Genomic DNA, 16788 nt, shown 5'->3' with positions numbered 1-16788 from the left:
TCTATCTCAAACTCTAAAATACTCAAACTTCTCGCACTCAAAATGGCATCACTTTTGGTCTTTTTAATTGATTACTATTAAAAAATGAAAAAAATATTACTATCAATATTCGTTGTAAGTCTTGTGGCTTGTAAAAAAGAATCAAGTAAACCTGCTGTTCATAAAGTTGATTCTACAAAACAAACTACTGTCCAGACTTCAAATCCCGATAAAGCTACCATAACTAAAGAAGAAATTATAAAAGAAGCCAATGACGAGATTTTGAAAACCCTAAAAAATAAAGATTATAAAAGGCTTGCAGAATTTATCCATCCAGAAAAAGGCGTTCGGTTTTCAATGTATGCTTTCGTAGATCCGAAAGAGGATAAGCAATTTTCTAAGACCGATTTTGAAAAATATCAACCGACAAAAACGCTTTTCATCTGGGGCTCTTATGATGGTTCTGGAGATCTTTATAAAGCTACAATTAATGATTATTTAAGTAAATGGGTTTTCTCAAAGGACTTTACAGCTTCCCAGTTTTCTTTGGATAAATTTCAGGGAGGTGGAAATTCTTTAAACAATTTAGAAAAAGCATATCCAAAACTTAATTTCACAGAAAATTATATCAAAGGCACCGAAAAAAATGGCGAAATGGATTGGAAAACACTTCGTTTCGTATTTGAAGAATTTAAAGGGAAGTATTATTTAGTTGGAGTTATCAACGATCAATGGACGATTTAATCTAAAATATCAACCAATTTTTTTGTAAGATTCTTTCTTGAAAACTGTTCAATATTTTGGTTGTTTTCAAGAAGGTTTCCGCTTTTCCACAATTCGAATTTCTCTAATATAAAACTTTTTATTGTTTCAGAATCATCATAGCTGAAATGCTTTCCAGCATTGGTTTCATTTAATATTTTCGAAACATCCGCCTTATCCGGACCAAAGGAAATAATCTGCTTTCCTGTCGCTAAATACTCAAATATTTTCCCCGGAATAATCCCTTTTGAAGATTCATTAGGGAAATTTGTAATTAAAAGCATATCAGAAGTTTGCATTTCTGTGATCGCTTTATCATGAGAAATATATCCTAAATTTGAAATGTGATTTTTTAAACCAGAATTTTCAATTGAGTTTAAAATTTTATCATCAATTCTTCCTACGAATTTCAATGTAAAGTTTCCTGCAAAATCAGAATTGGTTTTCACTAAATCATCAAGAGCTTTCCAAAGATTTTCAGGATTTCGAAGCTGTTCTAAAACACCAATATAGCTTAAAGTGAATTTTTGTTTGAGAGTCTGAGAGCTTGAGGATTTTAGAGTTTGAGTAGCATCCGTCTCGTCAAATCCATTGGTAATACAAACTGCATTCGCTCCGTTTTTACGGAAGTTTTCAGCATCGGTATAGCTTGTTGCCAGTGTAATATCTGCGTTTTTGAATACATCACTTTCTAATTGGCGATGTTTTTTATCGGAGCTTTTGGTTAGTTTTAAATGCTTGTAATAAGAAATCTCAGTCCAGGGATCACGGAAATCTGCGATCCATTTTAAATTGGGAAGCTTCTTTTTTAAATTTAAACCTATCAAATGTAAAGAATGTGGAGGTCCCGAAGTTACCACAACATCTATCTTATTGTCTTTTAAATACTGTTCTAAAAATTTTACGGAAGGTTTTACCCAAAAAACTCTGGCATCAGGAATAAAAAAATTTCCTCTTACCCAAATCGAAAGTTTTGATTTCCAACTTTGGTTTTTACCGACATCAAACTGTCCGGCTTTGAATTTTTTGTTACTTTTATTAAGCTTTTCAGCCAGTTGATAAGGTTCCCAGATCTTTGTTTTAACGATGTCAATATTCTCAGGAACATCTTTTAGTAAACTTTCGTCCAACAAAGGATAACTCGGATTTTCAGGGGTGAAAATAACGGGTTTCCATCCGAATTCGGGTAAATATTTTGCAAATTTCAACCATCTTTGAACACCGGGACCTCCCGCAGGCGGCCAGTAATAAGTGATGATTAATATTTTTTTTTGTTCCATTTATATTGGAGTATTTTGTCATTCCTTAGGAATCTAAGCTATTATAAAAGCGTTGTCTAGATTCCTACGGAATGACAAAATTAAGATTAAACTTTTTCTACTAGAATTTCCTTCTTCTTATTTTTATTCATCCAATAAATCCCAAATCCACTCAATATGACGAATAATCCAAAGCTAAGTAAAGAGATCCATTTTCCAGTCTCAATAACTTCAGGTTCGAAAATCATTCTGATGTTATGTTTTCCTGCAGGAACGTGTACTGCACGAAGTAAATAATCAGCTTTTATGTACGGAACTTCTTTTTCGTCTACAAACATTTTCCAGCCGTGAGGATAATAAATCTCAGAGAATACTGCCAATTGTGGAGTTTTAGATTCAGATTTGAATTCTAATTCATTCGGTTGATATTTCGTTAAATTAATAAACGCTGTTGGATCTGGCTGAACCGTTTTATTATTGAAATATTCTTTATCTGCAGAAGCAATAACAGCTGTTTTCTTACTGTCGATTACTCCGATTGACTTAATTTCTTGGTTAGGACTGTTCACAAATTTCAAGTCGCTCACGAACCATGAATTTCCGTTGGCTTTTGGATTTGGCATTGCCTGAGGTTGCTCCGGATCGCCTGCAACCCAGTATTTGGCGTTTAATAAATTAAGAACGTTGGGAAGTTTTACAGAATCCATTACCTGAAAATATTCATTGATAACATCATCGTACCTTCTCAATTTTACGGCGTGATAACCTCCAATTGAAGATTTGAAATATGACGTATTGGTTTCGCTGAATGTTCCTAAAAGATTATTAAAAATCCTGTAATGAGTTTTATCCTTTTCAGCAATCGTTTCCAATGTTTTGTTAACCTGAACATTGGCTAAAATTGATCCCAAACTAGGATTAGCCTGTACTTTTTCAGCTAGAAGATCTGAGGTTTCTGTCTGGAATGGGTTTTCAGCAAAAACTTTATCTACATAGTTTTCATCGTTCAAATAACGTTTGTTTACTGTCCAAAGATCAAATAAACTCACGACTCCAATGATAATTAAAGCGATATTTTGGTTTAATTTTTTCTTTAAAACCATAAATAAAGCTCCTGCAGCGATAGCAACGTAGATAAATGCTTTTATAGCATCAATTCTGAATAATTTGAATCTTTCATCCACCATAAAATCCAATAGGAAAGGTGGGAAATATAGTTTTTCGTTCTCCGTATAAAATCCTAATAAAGATTTTCCGAAAACTAATAGAATTAATAAAAATCCTAACGTTCCTCCGCTTACATAAAGAAGTATTTTCTTTTTGTATTCTTCCGTTAATTTCTCATCTGTAAAGAATCTGTATAATCCAATGATCGCTATTAAAGGAAATAACAACTCTACGATAACTAAAATTGAAGACGGTGCTCTGAATTTATTGTAAATTGGAACGAAATCTATAAAGAAGTCTGATAAAGGCATAAAGTTGCTTCCCCAAGCCAATAAAATGGTAAGAATGGAAGCTCCTAAGATCCAGTAACGGTATTTTTTCCAAGCGAAAAAGAATCCTAATAAAGCTAAGAAACAAATAATTGCTCCCTGATATGCTGGACCCGAAGTTCCGGGTTGGTCACCCCAATACGTTACGCTTCCAAAGCCTTTAGAAACACGATCCATTTCGGCTTGTGAAGTCACATTTTCCTGAACGAGCTCCTGAACTTTGTTCATAATATCTTTTGCCTCAGGTTCCTGACTTCCGCCGCCCATTAATCTTGGGATGAAAAGGTTTAAAGTTTCCAGTCTTCCGTAGCTCCACATCAGCATACTTTCTTTATCCATTCCGGATTTTCCTGAAGTATGAGTGTCGTTATCTAGGATTTGTTTTCCACGAACGGTTTCTTTTACATATTCTGCATTGGCCATGATTCTTTGAGAATTCATCCCAACTCCGATGACGCAGGCAGCAGCAATAATTCCCGAAGAAATTAAGAAATGCTTCATTGGTGTTTTCTTTTGAATCGCTCGGATTAATTCAGATAAGAATAAAAATCCTAAAGCAATGAAAAGATAATACGTCATCTGTGGGTGGTTTGCCGCTATCTGAAGTCCCATGAACAGGGTAGTGACGATGAATCCCCAAATATAACTTTTCCTTATGTAGACGAGTAATATTCCGGCTAAAAGTGGCGCGAAATATTCAATGGTATTCACTTTACCATTGTGTCCCGCCGCGATAATAATATAAAAATAGGTCGAAAGTCCAAAGAAAGTGGCTCCTAAAAGAGCGTATTTCCAGTTTCTGACCGCTACCATTCCTAAAAGGAAAAATCCTGCGAAGAGTAAGAAAAGATAATTAACGGGTCTTGGAAAAAAGTTCAGATTACTATCAATTTTCTTGATGATATCTCCTTTGAACTGGCTTCCCATCTGATAAGTTGGCATTCCACCAAACATGGAATCACTCCAATACGTTTCATCTCCGGTATTTGCTCTGTAGTCGAGAAGTTCTTTTGCACCTCCTCTGTACTGAACAATGTCATGCTGGAAAAGCTGTTTTCCTGTAAAAACAGGTGTGGAATATAAAAATGCTAAAACTATAAATACAACTAATGAAGCCGCAATATAAATTAAGTTTTTATTTTTCGCCATTTCGGTTATTATCTTTTATTTTCTGGGGTAAATTTTACCTTTTATCTTTATTTTCTTTTACCTCTTCATAGTCCACAGTTTCTGCATCCCAGTGGATCTTTGGGCTTGTATCCTTGTTCGAACTTTTTATATCCTGCTGATTATTATTTTGTTTGATGTTTTTAAACAAATAACTGTAGAATGTTTTAAAAAATAATCTTTTCAAAATATTCCAGACAAAGAAAATAATAATAGCGGTGAGTACTAACTCAAGAATAAACTTCATAATATTTTTATTTAAGATTCTAAGTTTAAAGCTAAAAGTTTGTTGAGGTTTATTTTAATTATAAAAAAAACTCAAATTCTCCAGCGCTCTATCCTAAAACTTACTTCATTTTATTTTGCAGAAGGATTTACCATTACAGAAGATTTAGAAACACTTTTCATAGACTGAGACTGTTTTCCGTCTGAAATTGTTTCAATCTGAGTTGTTTCTACATTAATTTTCTGGTTGGTGATCCATCCTGTACTTTGATCAAATTTAATGATTCCGTCTTGTACGAGCTCGCTGCTTAAACTGTGTGTGATCTTGTCTTGAGTTTTTTTCTCAGTTTTCTTAGGAATTCCGCCTGTTACAGAAATCTCTGCAATACCGTTTCCTACACTTTTCAATACATAGTTTGAAGTTACTTTAACAGCTCCACTTGCATCTGCATTTTCAGAATTAGTCCATTTTTCACCAATTTTAGCTCCTTTTTTAGGAATAATTGTTAGGTTTTTGTTGAACTGATCTTTTAATACTTTTTCGTTAAAGCTTTGTTTAAGACTTGCAACAACGCTTTCTTTTTGGTTTTTATCTTTAATAAGAGTTCCTACAGCATTAGAAACTTTAATGTAAACCGCATCGAAACCTGTAATCGAAAGTACATTTCCTTTCGTATCCATTTTCATGTTCAGTTTATTGCTTGTAAGAGCTTTGTTGATATTCCAGATCATTTTTAGATCATCTTCTTTTGGAATCGGAAGTTTTGTATCAACTACGATTGTTTTTCCGTCAGCTGTCTGAGAATTTCTTTTTCCGATAAGGTTAAGCGTTAAATCATAAACGTTTCCCTTGATATCATTAACGGTGAAAGTCATTTCGTCAGTAGATTCGCTTGTTCCGTTAAGAGATTTTCCTTGAGGATCTGTCATTGTTTTTACATCTCTCTGGTACGTTGTAAGAGGATATGTTTTTCCTTTTTCAAGCTTAAAAGTTTGAGTATAAACACCTGCAGAGTCTTTAATTGCAGGATTTTCTGAAACTTTAGCTACAGAATCAGCAGGAACTTCTACAGTGATTGTTTTTCCTGTTTTCGGATCTACTTTTGTTACGGTCGTTGTTTCTTTTTTACAAGAAACTAAAGCTATAGATGATATAAGCGCAAGCGCTGCAATGTTCTTCATTTGAATTGATTTTGAATGTGTTATCGATTAATTTACTTTCATTAATTTCTGTCTTGTTGCTTCATATAAAATAGCTCCGCAAGCAACAGAAACGTTTAGAGATTGTGTTTTTCCTTCAATTGGTAATTTTATTTTTTCGTCTGAATGATGCAGAACTTCTTTAGAAATTCCGGTTTCCTCATTACCCATTACGATAGCGCAAGGTTCTGTGAAACTTACATCATAGATCAGTTTTTGAGCTTTTTCGGTGGCTGCAAATACAGAAATTCCGCTTTGTTGAAGATAATCTACAACGTGAGCCAAATTTGGTTCTTTACAGATTTTAATGTTGTAAAGGGCTCCAGCAGAGGTTTTTATAGCGTCAGAGTTGATGGGTGCGCCTCCTTTTTCAGGAATAATAATAGCGTCAATTCCTACACATTCTGCAGTTCTGCAGATGGCTCCGAAATTTCTAACATCAGTTAATCTATCCAATATCAATAAAAACGGAGTTTTTCCTTCTTCAAATAGTTGAGGAACAACATCTTCCACTCTATGAAACGGAACATCCGAAATAAAAGCTACAACACCTTGGTGATTTTTTCTTGTGAAACGGTTCAGTTTTTCAACCGGAACGTAGTTAGGACGTAATTTATTTTTAGCTAAAATTGTTTTCAGTTCTGCATAAATATCACCTTGCAATGCATTTTGTACAAAGATCTTGTCAATAGTTTTCCCTGCTTCAATAGCTTCAATTACGGGACGAAGCCCGAAAATAAAATCGTCTTTTTTATCTGTCATTTTAATAATTTAAATAGTGAATTGTTAAATATTAATTTTACTTTAGTGAGCCAATTTTTTGTGCTTTAAAATTCACATTTCATGATTGGCTTACATTGCAAAATTCACTTTTAACTATCTTCCTTTTTCGCCTAAAATTGCTCTTTTCTGTGCCATTGCATAACCATAATGCAGGCTTTCATGCATATTGTTGAAGATGATGGCATCCTGTATGCTTTTCAGATCCATCCCAAAACTTGTGGTGTAGGGCGTGTAATCTGAAAAGAAATCGCTGTCATAATCTTTCATTAAGATCTTTGAAGTTTCGGTTAATAAAAACTCAAGATCTTCCACTTCAGATTTTTGTACATTTAAGTTCGGAAGGGTTCCTTTCTTATATGTTTCGATCCAATATTTATCAATTCTGAAAGGGTTTCCGCTTAGGTAATAGTGCAAAAGCTGCTCTGTAGCAACGGTATGTGCAATATTCCAATAAATGTTATTGTTAAATCCATCCGGAATCAGCAAAAGATCTTCATGAGATGTATTTTGCAGGATGTCCAGAAGGTTTCTTCTCACCTGTCTGTGGGCTTGAAAATGATAATTCATTTTACAAATTTTTTAATCACCAAAAATAGTTTAATAAACTGGAAGTGACAATTTTTAAATGTGAGATTAAGGTTAAAATTATTTAAAATACTATTTAAAAAAGTAATAAATGTTAAAAAAGACATTCGTTTTTCGTTTATTTAAAGGAAAGTCTTTATTAAAATAATTGATTTTGAGAAGTGTATTTCTTTTTTTTACTATTTTATTATGATTTCAAAGCTTGGGATCATTTCAAATAGGAAGATAGGGTTAGAGCTGATTTTGTAATGTTAAATTTAAAAGATGTTCAAGATTTAGAATAGTAAAAACCTCCTACGAAAATGTTCGAAAGGAGGTTTTTTTATTGTTTTTAACAGCATGTTTGTACTTTTTTATTTTTTGATAATCTTATGTTTGAAAGTCGTTCCGTCTTTTAATACAACATTCAGAATATAAATTCCTGTGTTGTATGAAGAAATATCTATCTTGTTTTCTTTATAATTTTCAAATAATTTTCTCCCATCTATACTGAATAAACTTAGAGACATTACATCTATCGGAGACTTTATATTGACAAAATCAGAAGTAGGATTGGGGTATATGCTTACATCTGTTGTTTTAATGTCATTCACATTTAACGTTGTATTGCTGTTGCCTTGCATGTAAACAGACAAATATACGTCTCCTTGTTGCTGATTAAAAACAGCGGTTGGTATGGTATGTTTCAGGGTATGATTTCCGGCGGTCATAGTAGGTAATACAAATCCTCTGATGGGCACAGAGTTTCCGGGACACCAGTTATTCCATGAAGTCCAGTCTGCAAAAGTTTTCGGAGTTGTTCCGTATATTCCGTTACCTTGTGTATTGTATACTCTGAACGGTTCGCAAGAAATCCCTCCGGGAGTGTATGTAAGAACTTGTACATCATCTACATAGGTGTAATTTTGTCTTCTTACATATTCTTCACCACCACTGTTTGCGCCATGGGGAGTAGATATTACAAAGAAACGTGCGTTAGTAACAGGATTGGGTAGATTGAAATTTACAATCCTAACAGTTTCACCAGGAACATCAGTACTGTTGTAATTATTGATTCTAGTGTAGCTCAATAGTGGAGTAAGACTGTTATAGTTTGTAGGTGTTGCTCCAACATCTGTTGAGAAAAAGGTAAGTGATCCTGAAAAAACATCAATTCTGCCTGAGCATCCCGTAACCTGTGTCTGTGCTGCATAAGGAACGCCAAAAACATCCAGTTCCATATACATATCGTAAGTGTTGCGAAGCGCAGAATCGTGAAAGACACTGTATAAATTACTCAAATCATAAGTATAAGGCACTTCCGTGGGCGTACGGTTTTTGTTCATGAAAGGAGTGATATATCTTCCAACTTCCATTCTTTTTACATTTACATCGTCTATAGTGTATGTAGATTGATTTTTAGGAACTAACGCCAAGAAAACTTCTCCCAGACGGTCATAATTGTCGCATAACGCACCGATAGACACTCTCATGGCAATTTTTGCTTTAAAAGAATTCAGTTCTGCATCTGTAAGTTTTCTTGCATATCTTGTATTTCCAAGTCTGATCAGACCAGAAGGAACCGGATTGGATACCGTTGCTGCATAGCCATCATAATAAACTGCTTGTGAAATCACGTTTACCATCGTTGTGGTTTGTGATTGAAGAAGTCCTGCGAAGAAGAGACTCAAAAAAAATAGCTTTTTATACATGTAATTGGTATTTGTTACAAATGTATTAAAATATGTGTTTAAATTTGATGTTTATTGGTTGATTTTTCAAAGCAAATAATGATTTGTTGATAATTGTATAAATATTTAAAGTAATGAAATTGATTTTTGTTTAAAATATTATTTGTATTAGTATATGTGATTAAATAATCATATTTATTATAAAAATTAAAACTTTAGTACTAAATTAGCACCATATTCCATATTGAATTTATTAATTATGAAAAGAATTTTACTTTTATCTTTATTATTGATATCGTTGATGTTTAATGCCCAGATAGATATAAACATTGCAAGTACAAGTGTGGGAACTGCTCCGATAAGTAGTTTTTTTTCCTATTCTTATGTTCAGCAGATATATCCTAAGCAGGAAGTAAATGCTAATGCAGCAGGAAATATTACAGGGCTTATATTTTACGTAGATCCATCTTCAACTATTTCTGATTCTTCAAATTGGACTATTTATTTAGGGCATACAACAAAAACAGCTTTCATATCCGGTACAGATTGGATTCCTTCTACGCAATTGACTCAAGTATTTGCGGGGACTGTGACTAAAAATAATAATAAAGTTGAAGTTACTTTTACGACACCGTTCGCTTATAATAATACTGATAATTTAGTAATTGCAGCAAAAGAAAATGCTCCGAGTATCGATATTAATAATTTTGATGAAGCATTTAAAGTGTATCCACATCTACCATATTCTACTCTTTATTATAAAGGTGATGGCGCGGTTATTGATCCTGCGTCTCCTCCGGGTGGAATAAGAGCAGATTACAAATCAGCAGTAACGATTTCAGGATTAACGCCTAGATCTACTCCTGCATGTCCGTTTGTTTTATATCCGACGAATAATGCTCAATTAGTTGCTTTATCTCCCAATATTAAATGGTTTCCTGTTTCCGGAGCAGATTCTTATAAAATTTCAGTAGGTACAAGCTCGGGAACTTCAAACGTAATTAATCAGGTGGTAACAGGTACTGATTTTACTCCATCAACTCCACTTAATCCTAATACGAATTACTACTTGAAGGTTAGTGCAGTTTCTGCCGGAGTAGAATCTTCAGGTTGTACAGAAATTGTTTTTAAAACCATTCCTCCCGTGCCTGTGAACGATGCTTGTTCAGGAGCTTTGTTAGCTTTTGCTTTCCCTTATTCATATACGCAAAGTGATGCTGTTTCTGCAACTAACAATGCAGGAAATATAACAGTTTGCCCTGATGCGACGAATGATGGGACTTGGTTTAAATTCATAGGAGATGGCGGTCAATACACGATTAAAGTAACTATGCCTACCGGAAGTACTTTTGATCCTCAAGTAGATGTTTACAGTGGTACCTGCAGCAATCTGGGATGTGTAGGAACGATGGATAATGGCGGTGCTGCTACTGCGGAAACTATTACTATTCCAACAACGGCAGGAACAGAATATTATATAAATGTAGGATCTTACGAAGAAACAGTTGATGTTCCGGAAGATGTATTTACTATTACCATAACTAAACTTTAATAGATATTTATAGCTTAAATTTTATAATTAAATAAAAAAATGACACCATGAAATTTTTATAACTAAGAATTTCATGGTGCTTTTTTCTGTTAAATTATAATGTTCTGTAATATAGATAATCTTAGTTCTCAAATGGATTATATAAATTAAAACTCAGTTGATTAGCTGAACATCTCATAAATCCTCAGAATATTTAACAAACTTTAACTCAAAAATGGCATTTATTGTGTTGATTAATGCAAGTATTTATTAGAAATTTACAACTTATTTTAATTAAAACTATGTCAGATACATATCAAGCAGAAGACATTCGTCAGTTGACGGAAAAGATAAAGGAACAAAATTACTTGTTTTCACTTCTGAGACAGGAAATCAACAAAGTTATCATTGGCCAGGAATATATGATAGACCGCCTTTTAGTAGGTCTGTTGGGAGGTGGACACGTTCTTTTGGAAGGGGTTCCCGGATTGGCAAAAACATTAGCTATTAAAACGTTGGCTGATGCTGTTCATGGTGAATTTTCAAGGATTCAGTTTACACCGGATCTATTGCCTGCAGATGTTGTAGGAACGATGATTTATAATATTAAAGAGAATGATTTTTCTATAAAAAGAGGTCCTGTTTTTGCAAATTTCGTACTTGCGGATGAGATCAACCGTGCGCCTGCAAAGGTGCAGTCTGCTCTTTTGGAGGTGATGCAGGAAAAACAGGTGACGATTGGTGATGAAACGATGAAGCTACCGAAGCCGTTTTTGGTATTGGCGACGCAAAACCCAATCGATCAGGAAGGAACTTATCTTTTGCCCGAAGCTCAAAGCGACCGTTTTATGCTGAAATGCACGATCGATTATCCAAAATTTGAGGATGAAAGAACGGTAATGAGAATGGTTTCAACTTCTCATCAACCTATCGTAAAACCTGTGGTTTCTCTGCAAAACATTGTAGATGCTAAAGAATTAATCAATCAGATTTATTTAGACGAAAAGATCGAAAAATATATTTTGGATATGGTTTTTGCAACCCGTTACCCTGAGAATTATGGTCTTTCTGAACTTAAAAATTATATCAGTTTCGGAGCTTCACCGAGAGCATCTATTAACCTGGCAATTGCTTCAAGAGCCTATGCATTTTTAAAAGGAAGAGCTTTTGTAATTCCTGAAGATGTAAAAGAATTGGCAAAAGATGTGTTGAGACACAGAATTGGATTAACGTTCGAAGCAGAGGCAGAAGAGATTTCTACAGAAGAAATTGTCAACCGAATTTTAGCGAAAATTCAAGCTCCTTAATTTTAATGGAAGAAATTATTATCAGAAAAGCAGTTCAGGAAGATTGTGCTCCGATGTTGGAATTGATCAAAGAATTGGCTGAATATGAAAAGGCTTTGCATGAAGTTACTCTGACTTTAGAGCAATTTACTGAAGATGGATTTGGTAAATCCCCCGTTTGGGGAGCTTTTGTAGCCGAATTTGAAGGACAGATTGTCGGAATTTCATTGTATTACGACAGATATTCGACTTGGAAAGGGAGAAGATTATATCTGGAAGATTTAGTCGTGACGGAAAAACTGAGAGGAAAACAAATTGGCAAGAAATTATTTGAAGCAACCTTAGAACACGGAAAATCAAATCAATATAGCGGAATGGTTTTCCAAGTATTGAATTGGAACGAACCAGCTATTAACTTCTACAAAAAATACAGTCCTAAGTTTGATGATGAATGGTTTAATGTTTCCATTGAGTTTAAGGATTAAGTTGTATGGATTGGCAGTATTTAAAAGATAATGTTTATTTCTTAGATGGATCACTAAGAGATATTTATGTTTTAGATATTTCAAGATCCCATTGGTTGAAATGGATAGATTTTATAAATGAAAATTTTGAAGTTAAATTTACATATTGTGATGTAGCTGGAAACCTGAAGTCTAGTAATCAGATTTTGTCAAAATATATTTTTGATTATTGGGATAATGTAAGTGAATTTGTTGCTACTGCAACTATTATGATTGGTGAAATTATTTTGAAATGTTACTTTTTCACCGAAGAAGAAATAGAAAATGATATTACACCAAATGAAATTAAAAGTTTAGATCAGCATAATCAAATTATAGATTATTTAAAATCAGTTTCTAAAATTTTAAACCAAGAAGTTATCTTAACTACTGAAAATTATGATTCAGATTATAATAGATTGATTACCGTAAATAATGATGAAGTTTTAATTAAGTAGACATGGAAATAAAAGATATTGTAAAAAAAGTCAAACAAATAGAAATCCGTACTCGAAGGAAGACGGAAGCTACTTTGATGGGACAATATCACAGTGCTTTTAAAGGTCAGGGAATGACTTTCTCAGAGGTTCGGCCGTATCAGTTTGGCGATGAAATTCGTAGAATTGACTGGAATAAAACCGCTCGTTTCCGCGAACCATTCGTAAAGGTAATGGAAGAGGAAAGAGAATTGACGATGATGATTTTGGTGGATATTTCTGCTTCAATGGATTACGGAACAAAAACTCAGTTGAAAAGAGAATATGTCGCAGAAATTGCAGCTAGTTTAGGTTTTTCGGCAGCCGGAAATAATGATAAAGTTGGTTTGATTCTATTTGCGGATAAAGTCTATAAAGTAATTCCGCCACAAAAGGGAAGGAAGCATATTTTGTCGATTATCAGTAATATTTTAACGGCTGATTATGTTCCGGGAGTCTCCAAAATTGATAAGGCAATGGAATATATGATGGGAATTTTTAAAAGAAAATCTTTGGTTTTTTTATTCTCTGATTTTGAAGATGAATACGATTCTAAAATGCTTCGCGTTGCTTCAAAAAAACATCATCTGCTTGGAATGAGGATTTATGATGAAAAAGATAACGAAATTCCTGATGTTGGATACGCGCTGTTGTACGATGCTGAAACAGGAAAACAGGTTTGGGCAAATACTTCCAGTGCAAGATGGAGATATACTTTCGCAGAAGCTCAGAAACAAAAAGTAAGAGCGTTGGAAGACGATTTTGCCAACAGTTCGGCCACTTTTATGAATGTAAATACAGGTGCGGATTATTCAAAATTATTGTATAGTTATTTCCAGAAGAAATAATCGAATCAATAGGAACGGGCTTTAGCTTGTTTAAATAAATTTTAAAAATCAATTGGCTTTAGCCAAAACTTATAAAAGTTGAAAAAATTATTATTTATACTATGTTTTTTAGTCTGTGCGAATGCTTTCTCACAGATACTTTCTTCTAGTCTTGAGAAGAAAACACTTGCTTTGGGAGAGGTAAATTATATTGTTGTGACGATAAATGATCTTCATAACGAAGCGGTTGTAGCAGCTCCCAAAAACGAATTATTACCTTTTCATTTTGAAGAAATTAAAGATAGTATTGCGCAGAACCCCGATATTTATTACAGAAAAATTGAATTTGCCGTTTATGAAGAAGGAAAATTCACTATCCCTGAATTAGAATTTAAAGTTGGGGGTAAAGTTTTAAAAACAATTCCCTATGAAATTGATGTCATGAATACTGCTCAAAAAGATGATCAGATCAATGATATCATGAATAATAAGGAAGTGAAACTTGAGGCAAAAGATTATTGGGAGCTTTACAAATTTTATATTTTGGCAGCTTTGGCGGTTATTGCTTTGATTATTGCTGTTATCATGTATATGAAATGGGGCAGAAAATCGAAAAGTTCTCCGGCTGTTGCAACCAATCAAACCTTGAAAGAATTAGATTCTCTTAAAAAGAAAAAATATATTGAAGAAGGAAATTACCGTTCATTTTATGTTGAATTGATCGAGATTTCCAGAAAATTCATCACTAAACAATATCATTTACCTGCAGATGTTTTGTTGACCGATGATCTAATAGATTTAATGAAAAAGAACAATACGATCTCTCAGGAAAACGAAAAAGTGGTTGAAGACGTATTTTTAAGAGGAGACTTGGTGAAATTTGCCAAAACTTTCCCTGATAAAGACGCTATGGAAAAGGATTTTGCAGACGTCAGAGAATTTGTGAAAAGATCATCAAAGGATTTGGAATTCGAAAACTTGAGAAAGGATGTTTAATTTTGAATTTTATAGTCCGTGGTTTTTACTGCTTTTTGTGCTGTTTATTCCTCTTTTTATCAGGGATGTAAGCAAGCAGAAAAAGAAAGGTATAAAAGTTCCTACCGTAAAAAATATGGAAGGAAGCAATGGAATTGTAGCCGTACTTTTTTTACTTAAAATTTCCAAATATCTTATTCTTTCTGCGTTGATTATTGCGATGGCAAGACCACGAACGTTCACCGTTTCTCAGGATAGAGATGATACAAAAGGTATCGATATTATGCTGGCTGTCGATGTATCGTTAAGTATGTTGGCTAAAGATCTAACGCCCGATCGTTTGACGGCATTGAAAGATATTGCCATAAAATTTGTCGAAAAACGTCCGAATGATCGATTAGGTTTGGTGACTTATTCCGGTGAAGCATTTACCAAAGTTCCTGTAACGTCCGATCATCAGGTTGTAATTGATGAATTAAAAAATCTTAATCCACTCGAACTACAACCGGGGACTGCGATTGGAGAAGGTCTTTCTGTAGCTGTAAACCACCTTAGAAACAGCAAAGCGAAAAGCAAGATCATCATTTTAATGACAGATGGTGTCAATACGATTGAAAATGCGATGCCTGCACAAGTTGCTGCTGAATTAGCTAAAAACAACGACATAAAAGTATATTCAATCGGAATTGGAACGAACGGATATGCATTAATGCCTACTCAACAGGATATTTTCGGGGATCTCGTCTTCACAGAAACGGAAGTGAGAATTGATGAAGACCTTTTAAGAGAAGTGGCGCAAACGACGAACGGAAGATATTTCAGAGCTACTTCAAACAGTAGTTTGGAAGAGGTTTATAACGAAATTAATCAATTGGAAAAATCTGATATAAAAGTGTCTAAGCTTTACAATTATCAGGAATATTTTAAGATTTTCCTTTGGATCGCTTTAGGAATGTTAATTATCGATGCTTTGCTGAGATGGGTATTTTATAAATTTTTAAGCTGATGGAGTGGTATTTGGGTAATTATTGGTATTTGTTGTTGCTGTTGCTTTTGCCGCTGTTAGCTATTTTATTGATACGTTTTCTGAAATGGAATAATAAAAGAAGAAATGTTTTTGCGGACAGTCAATTTCATGAAGAATTGTTCGAAAAAAGATCAGGATTTGTGAAAATTTTTCCTGCGCTTTATCTTTTGGGAACCTTGTTTTTGATCTTTTCAATCATTGATTTATTAAATGGTTCGGAAGAGGTAAAAAGCAATCAAAGGATGAATAATGTGATCTTTATGCTCGATGTTTCCAACTCTATGAATGCAGAAGATATTAATCCGAGTCGTTTGACAGAAGCAAAAAATCTGATGATCAACACGATGCAAAAGATGAAAAGCGACAAAGTTGGTATTGTGATATTTGCCGGAGAATCTGTTTCCATTATGCCTTTAACAACAGATTATAGCTCGGCCGAAACTTATGTCAATGCGATTGAAACCAATTCTATGCAGATTCAGGGAACTGATTTCTTAAAGGGAATGCAGATTGCAGTTGAAAAATTTAAAAATGTAAGTAAGGGTTCAAGAAAGATCGTTTTATTGAGTGATGGTGAAGATAATGAAGGTAATGACAATGCAGCGATAAAATTGGCGAATAAAGAAGGGATAATGATCACTTCCGTAGGAATTGGCTCGGATGAAGGAGCGCCCGTTCCGGAATATGTTTTTGGACAATTAATGGGTTACAAAACAGACCAAGCCGGAGAAACGGTAATTTCTAAAAGACAAACCGAAGCTCTCAAAAAGATGGCCGGATCTACAGGCGGAAGTTATATTGACGGAAATAATATTAACGAAGCTCCAAACAGAATCATTGATGCTTTGAGTAAAAAAATGTCTTTGTCAGAAACACTTGTTAAATCTCAGAATGCTAATCATTATTATCAATATTTTTTAGCTGTTTCAATATTTTTCTTCTTTTTAATTTATATTTTTAACCCTAAAAGAGATTTCAATGTTTAATAACAACAATCGTCTTTAAAAAGTTTCGGTACCACTTTAACCCAACTTTAA

Annotated in this window: 16 protein-coding genes; 9 read left to right on the top strand and 7 right to left on the bottom strand. The window is 33.9% G+C overall.

Annotation, left to right across the window (positions count from 1 at the left end; translation table 11 throughout):
• The first annotated feature begins 84 nt into the window (after positions 1-84).
• Positions 85-723, top strand: coding sequence for a hypothetical protein (locus EG348_RS00910; protein WP_123979818.1), 639 nt, complete (start codon positions 85-87; stop codon positions 721-723).
• Here the strand turns inward: EG348_RS00910 and EG348_RS00905 are convergent.
• The 7 genes from EG348_RS00905 to EG348_RS00875 all read right to left on the bottom strand — a co-directional run bounded on the left by EG348_RS00905 (position 720) and on the right by EG348_RS00875 (position 9126).
• Positions 720-2021 carry a glycosyl transferase family 1 gene (locus EG348_RS00905; protein WP_123979816.1) on the bottom strand — a complete coding sequence of 434 codons (1302 nt, stop codon included), beginning with the start codon at positions 2019-2021 and terminating at the stop codon, positions 720-722. The two genes, EG348_RS00910 and EG348_RS00905, sit on opposite strands and share 4 nt — an antisense overlap.
• An 86-nt stretch (positions 2022-2107) precedes the next feature.
• Positions 2108-4645 (bottom strand): YfhO family protein, encoded by a 2538-nt coding sequence (locus tag EG348_RS00900; protein WP_123979814.1) that lies wholly within the window; start codon positions 4643-4645, stop codon positions 2108-2110.
• A 34-nt stretch (positions 4646-4679) separates the two neighbouring features.
• The gene (locus EG348_RS00895) at positions 4680-4910 is read right to left on the bottom strand and encodes a hypothetical protein (protein ID WP_123979812.1); all 231 of its coding nucleotides are present in this window, start codon (positions 4908-4910) and stop codon (positions 4680-4682) included.
• 110 nt (positions 4911-5020) lie between these two features.
• A complete protein-coding gene (locus EG348_RS00890) occupies positions 5021-6070 on the bottom strand; it encodes a DUF6263 family protein (RefSeq protein ID WP_123979810.1) in 1050 nt (349 codons plus the stop codon).
• A 27-nt stretch (positions 6071-6097) separates the two neighbouring features.
• Positions 6098-6850, bottom strand: a complete 753-nt coding sequence (rlmB, locus tag EG348_RS00885) for a 23S rRNA (guanosine(2251)-2'-O)-methyltransferase RlmB (RefSeq protein WP_123979808.1) — start codon at positions 6848-6850, stop codon at positions 6098-6100.
• A 114-nt stretch (positions 6851-6964) separates the two neighbouring features.
• On the bottom strand, positions 6965-7438 hold the full coding sequence (locus tag EG348_RS00880) for a DinB family protein (protein WP_123979806.1): 474 nt from the start codon (positions 7436-7438) through the stop codon (positions 6965-6967).
• A gap of 371 nt (positions 7439-7809) precedes the next feature.
• The gene (locus EG348_RS00875) at positions 7810-9126 is read right to left on the bottom strand and encodes a peptide-N-glycosidase F-related protein (RefSeq protein WP_164463235.1); all 1317 of its coding nucleotides are present in this window, start codon (positions 9124-9126) and stop codon (positions 7810-7812) included.
• 259 nt (positions 9127-9385) lie between these two features.
• Between EG348_RS00875 and EG348_RS00870 the strand changes: the two genes are divergently transcribed.
• From EG348_RS00870 to EG348_RS00835, 8 genes are all read left to right on the top strand, one after another.
• Entirely contained in the window at positions 9386-10678 is a 1293-nt protein-coding gene (locus tag EG348_RS00870; protein WP_123979802.1) for a hypothetical protein, read from the top strand.
• A 281-nt stretch (positions 10679-10959) separates the two neighbouring features.
• Positions 10960-11964 carry an AAA family ATPase gene (locus EG348_RS00865; RefSeq protein WP_066756308.1) on the top strand — a complete coding sequence of 335 codons (1005 nt, stop codon included), beginning with the start codon at positions 10960-10962 and terminating at the stop codon, positions 11962-11964.
• Positions 11965-11969: 5 nt separating this feature from the next.
• The gene (locus tag EG348_RS00860; protein WP_123979800.1) at positions 11970-12428 is read left to right on the top strand and encodes a GNAT family N-acetyltransferase; all 459 of its coding nucleotides are present in this window, start codon (positions 11970-11972) and stop codon (positions 12426-12428) included.
• 5 nt (positions 12429-12433) lie between these two features.
• Positions 12434-12904, top strand: a complete 471-nt coding sequence (locus tag EG348_RS00855) for a hypothetical protein (RefSeq protein ID WP_123979798.1) — start codon at positions 12434-12436, stop codon at positions 12902-12904.
• Between the two features lie 2 nt (positions 12905-12906).
• Positions 12907-13770 carry a DUF58 domain-containing protein gene (locus EG348_RS00850; RefSeq protein ID WP_123979796.1) on the top strand — a complete coding sequence of 288 codons (864 nt, stop codon included), beginning with the start codon at positions 12907-12909 and terminating at the stop codon, positions 13768-13770.
• A 78-nt stretch (positions 13771-13848) separates the two neighbouring features.
• The gene (locus tag EG348_RS00845; RefSeq protein ID WP_123979794.1) at positions 13849-14745 is read left to right on the top strand and encodes a BatD family protein; all 897 of its coding nucleotides are present in this window, start codon (positions 13849-13851) and stop codon (positions 14743-14745) included.
• Positions 14738-15730 (top strand): vWA domain-containing protein, encoded by a 993-nt coding sequence (locus EG348_RS00840; RefSeq protein ID WP_123979792.1) that lies wholly within the window; start codon positions 14738-14740, stop codon positions 15728-15730. The genes EG348_RS00845 and EG348_RS00840 overlap by 8 nt, the downstream gene beginning before the upstream one ends.
• Positions 15730-16737 (top strand): VWA domain-containing protein, encoded by a 1008-nt coding sequence (locus EG348_RS00835; protein WP_123979790.1) that lies wholly within the window; start codon positions 15730-15732, stop codon positions 16735-16737. The genes EG348_RS00840 and EG348_RS00835 overlap by 1 nt, the downstream gene beginning before the upstream one ends.
• Positions 16738-16788: the final 51 nt, after the last annotated feature.

Source organism: Chryseobacterium sp. G0201 (assembly GCF_003815655.1).
Lineage (GTDB): Bacteria > Bacteroidota > Bacteroidia > Flavobacteriales > Weeksellaceae > Chryseobacterium.
This window is presented reverse-complemented; position numbering and strand designations above follow the sequence as displayed.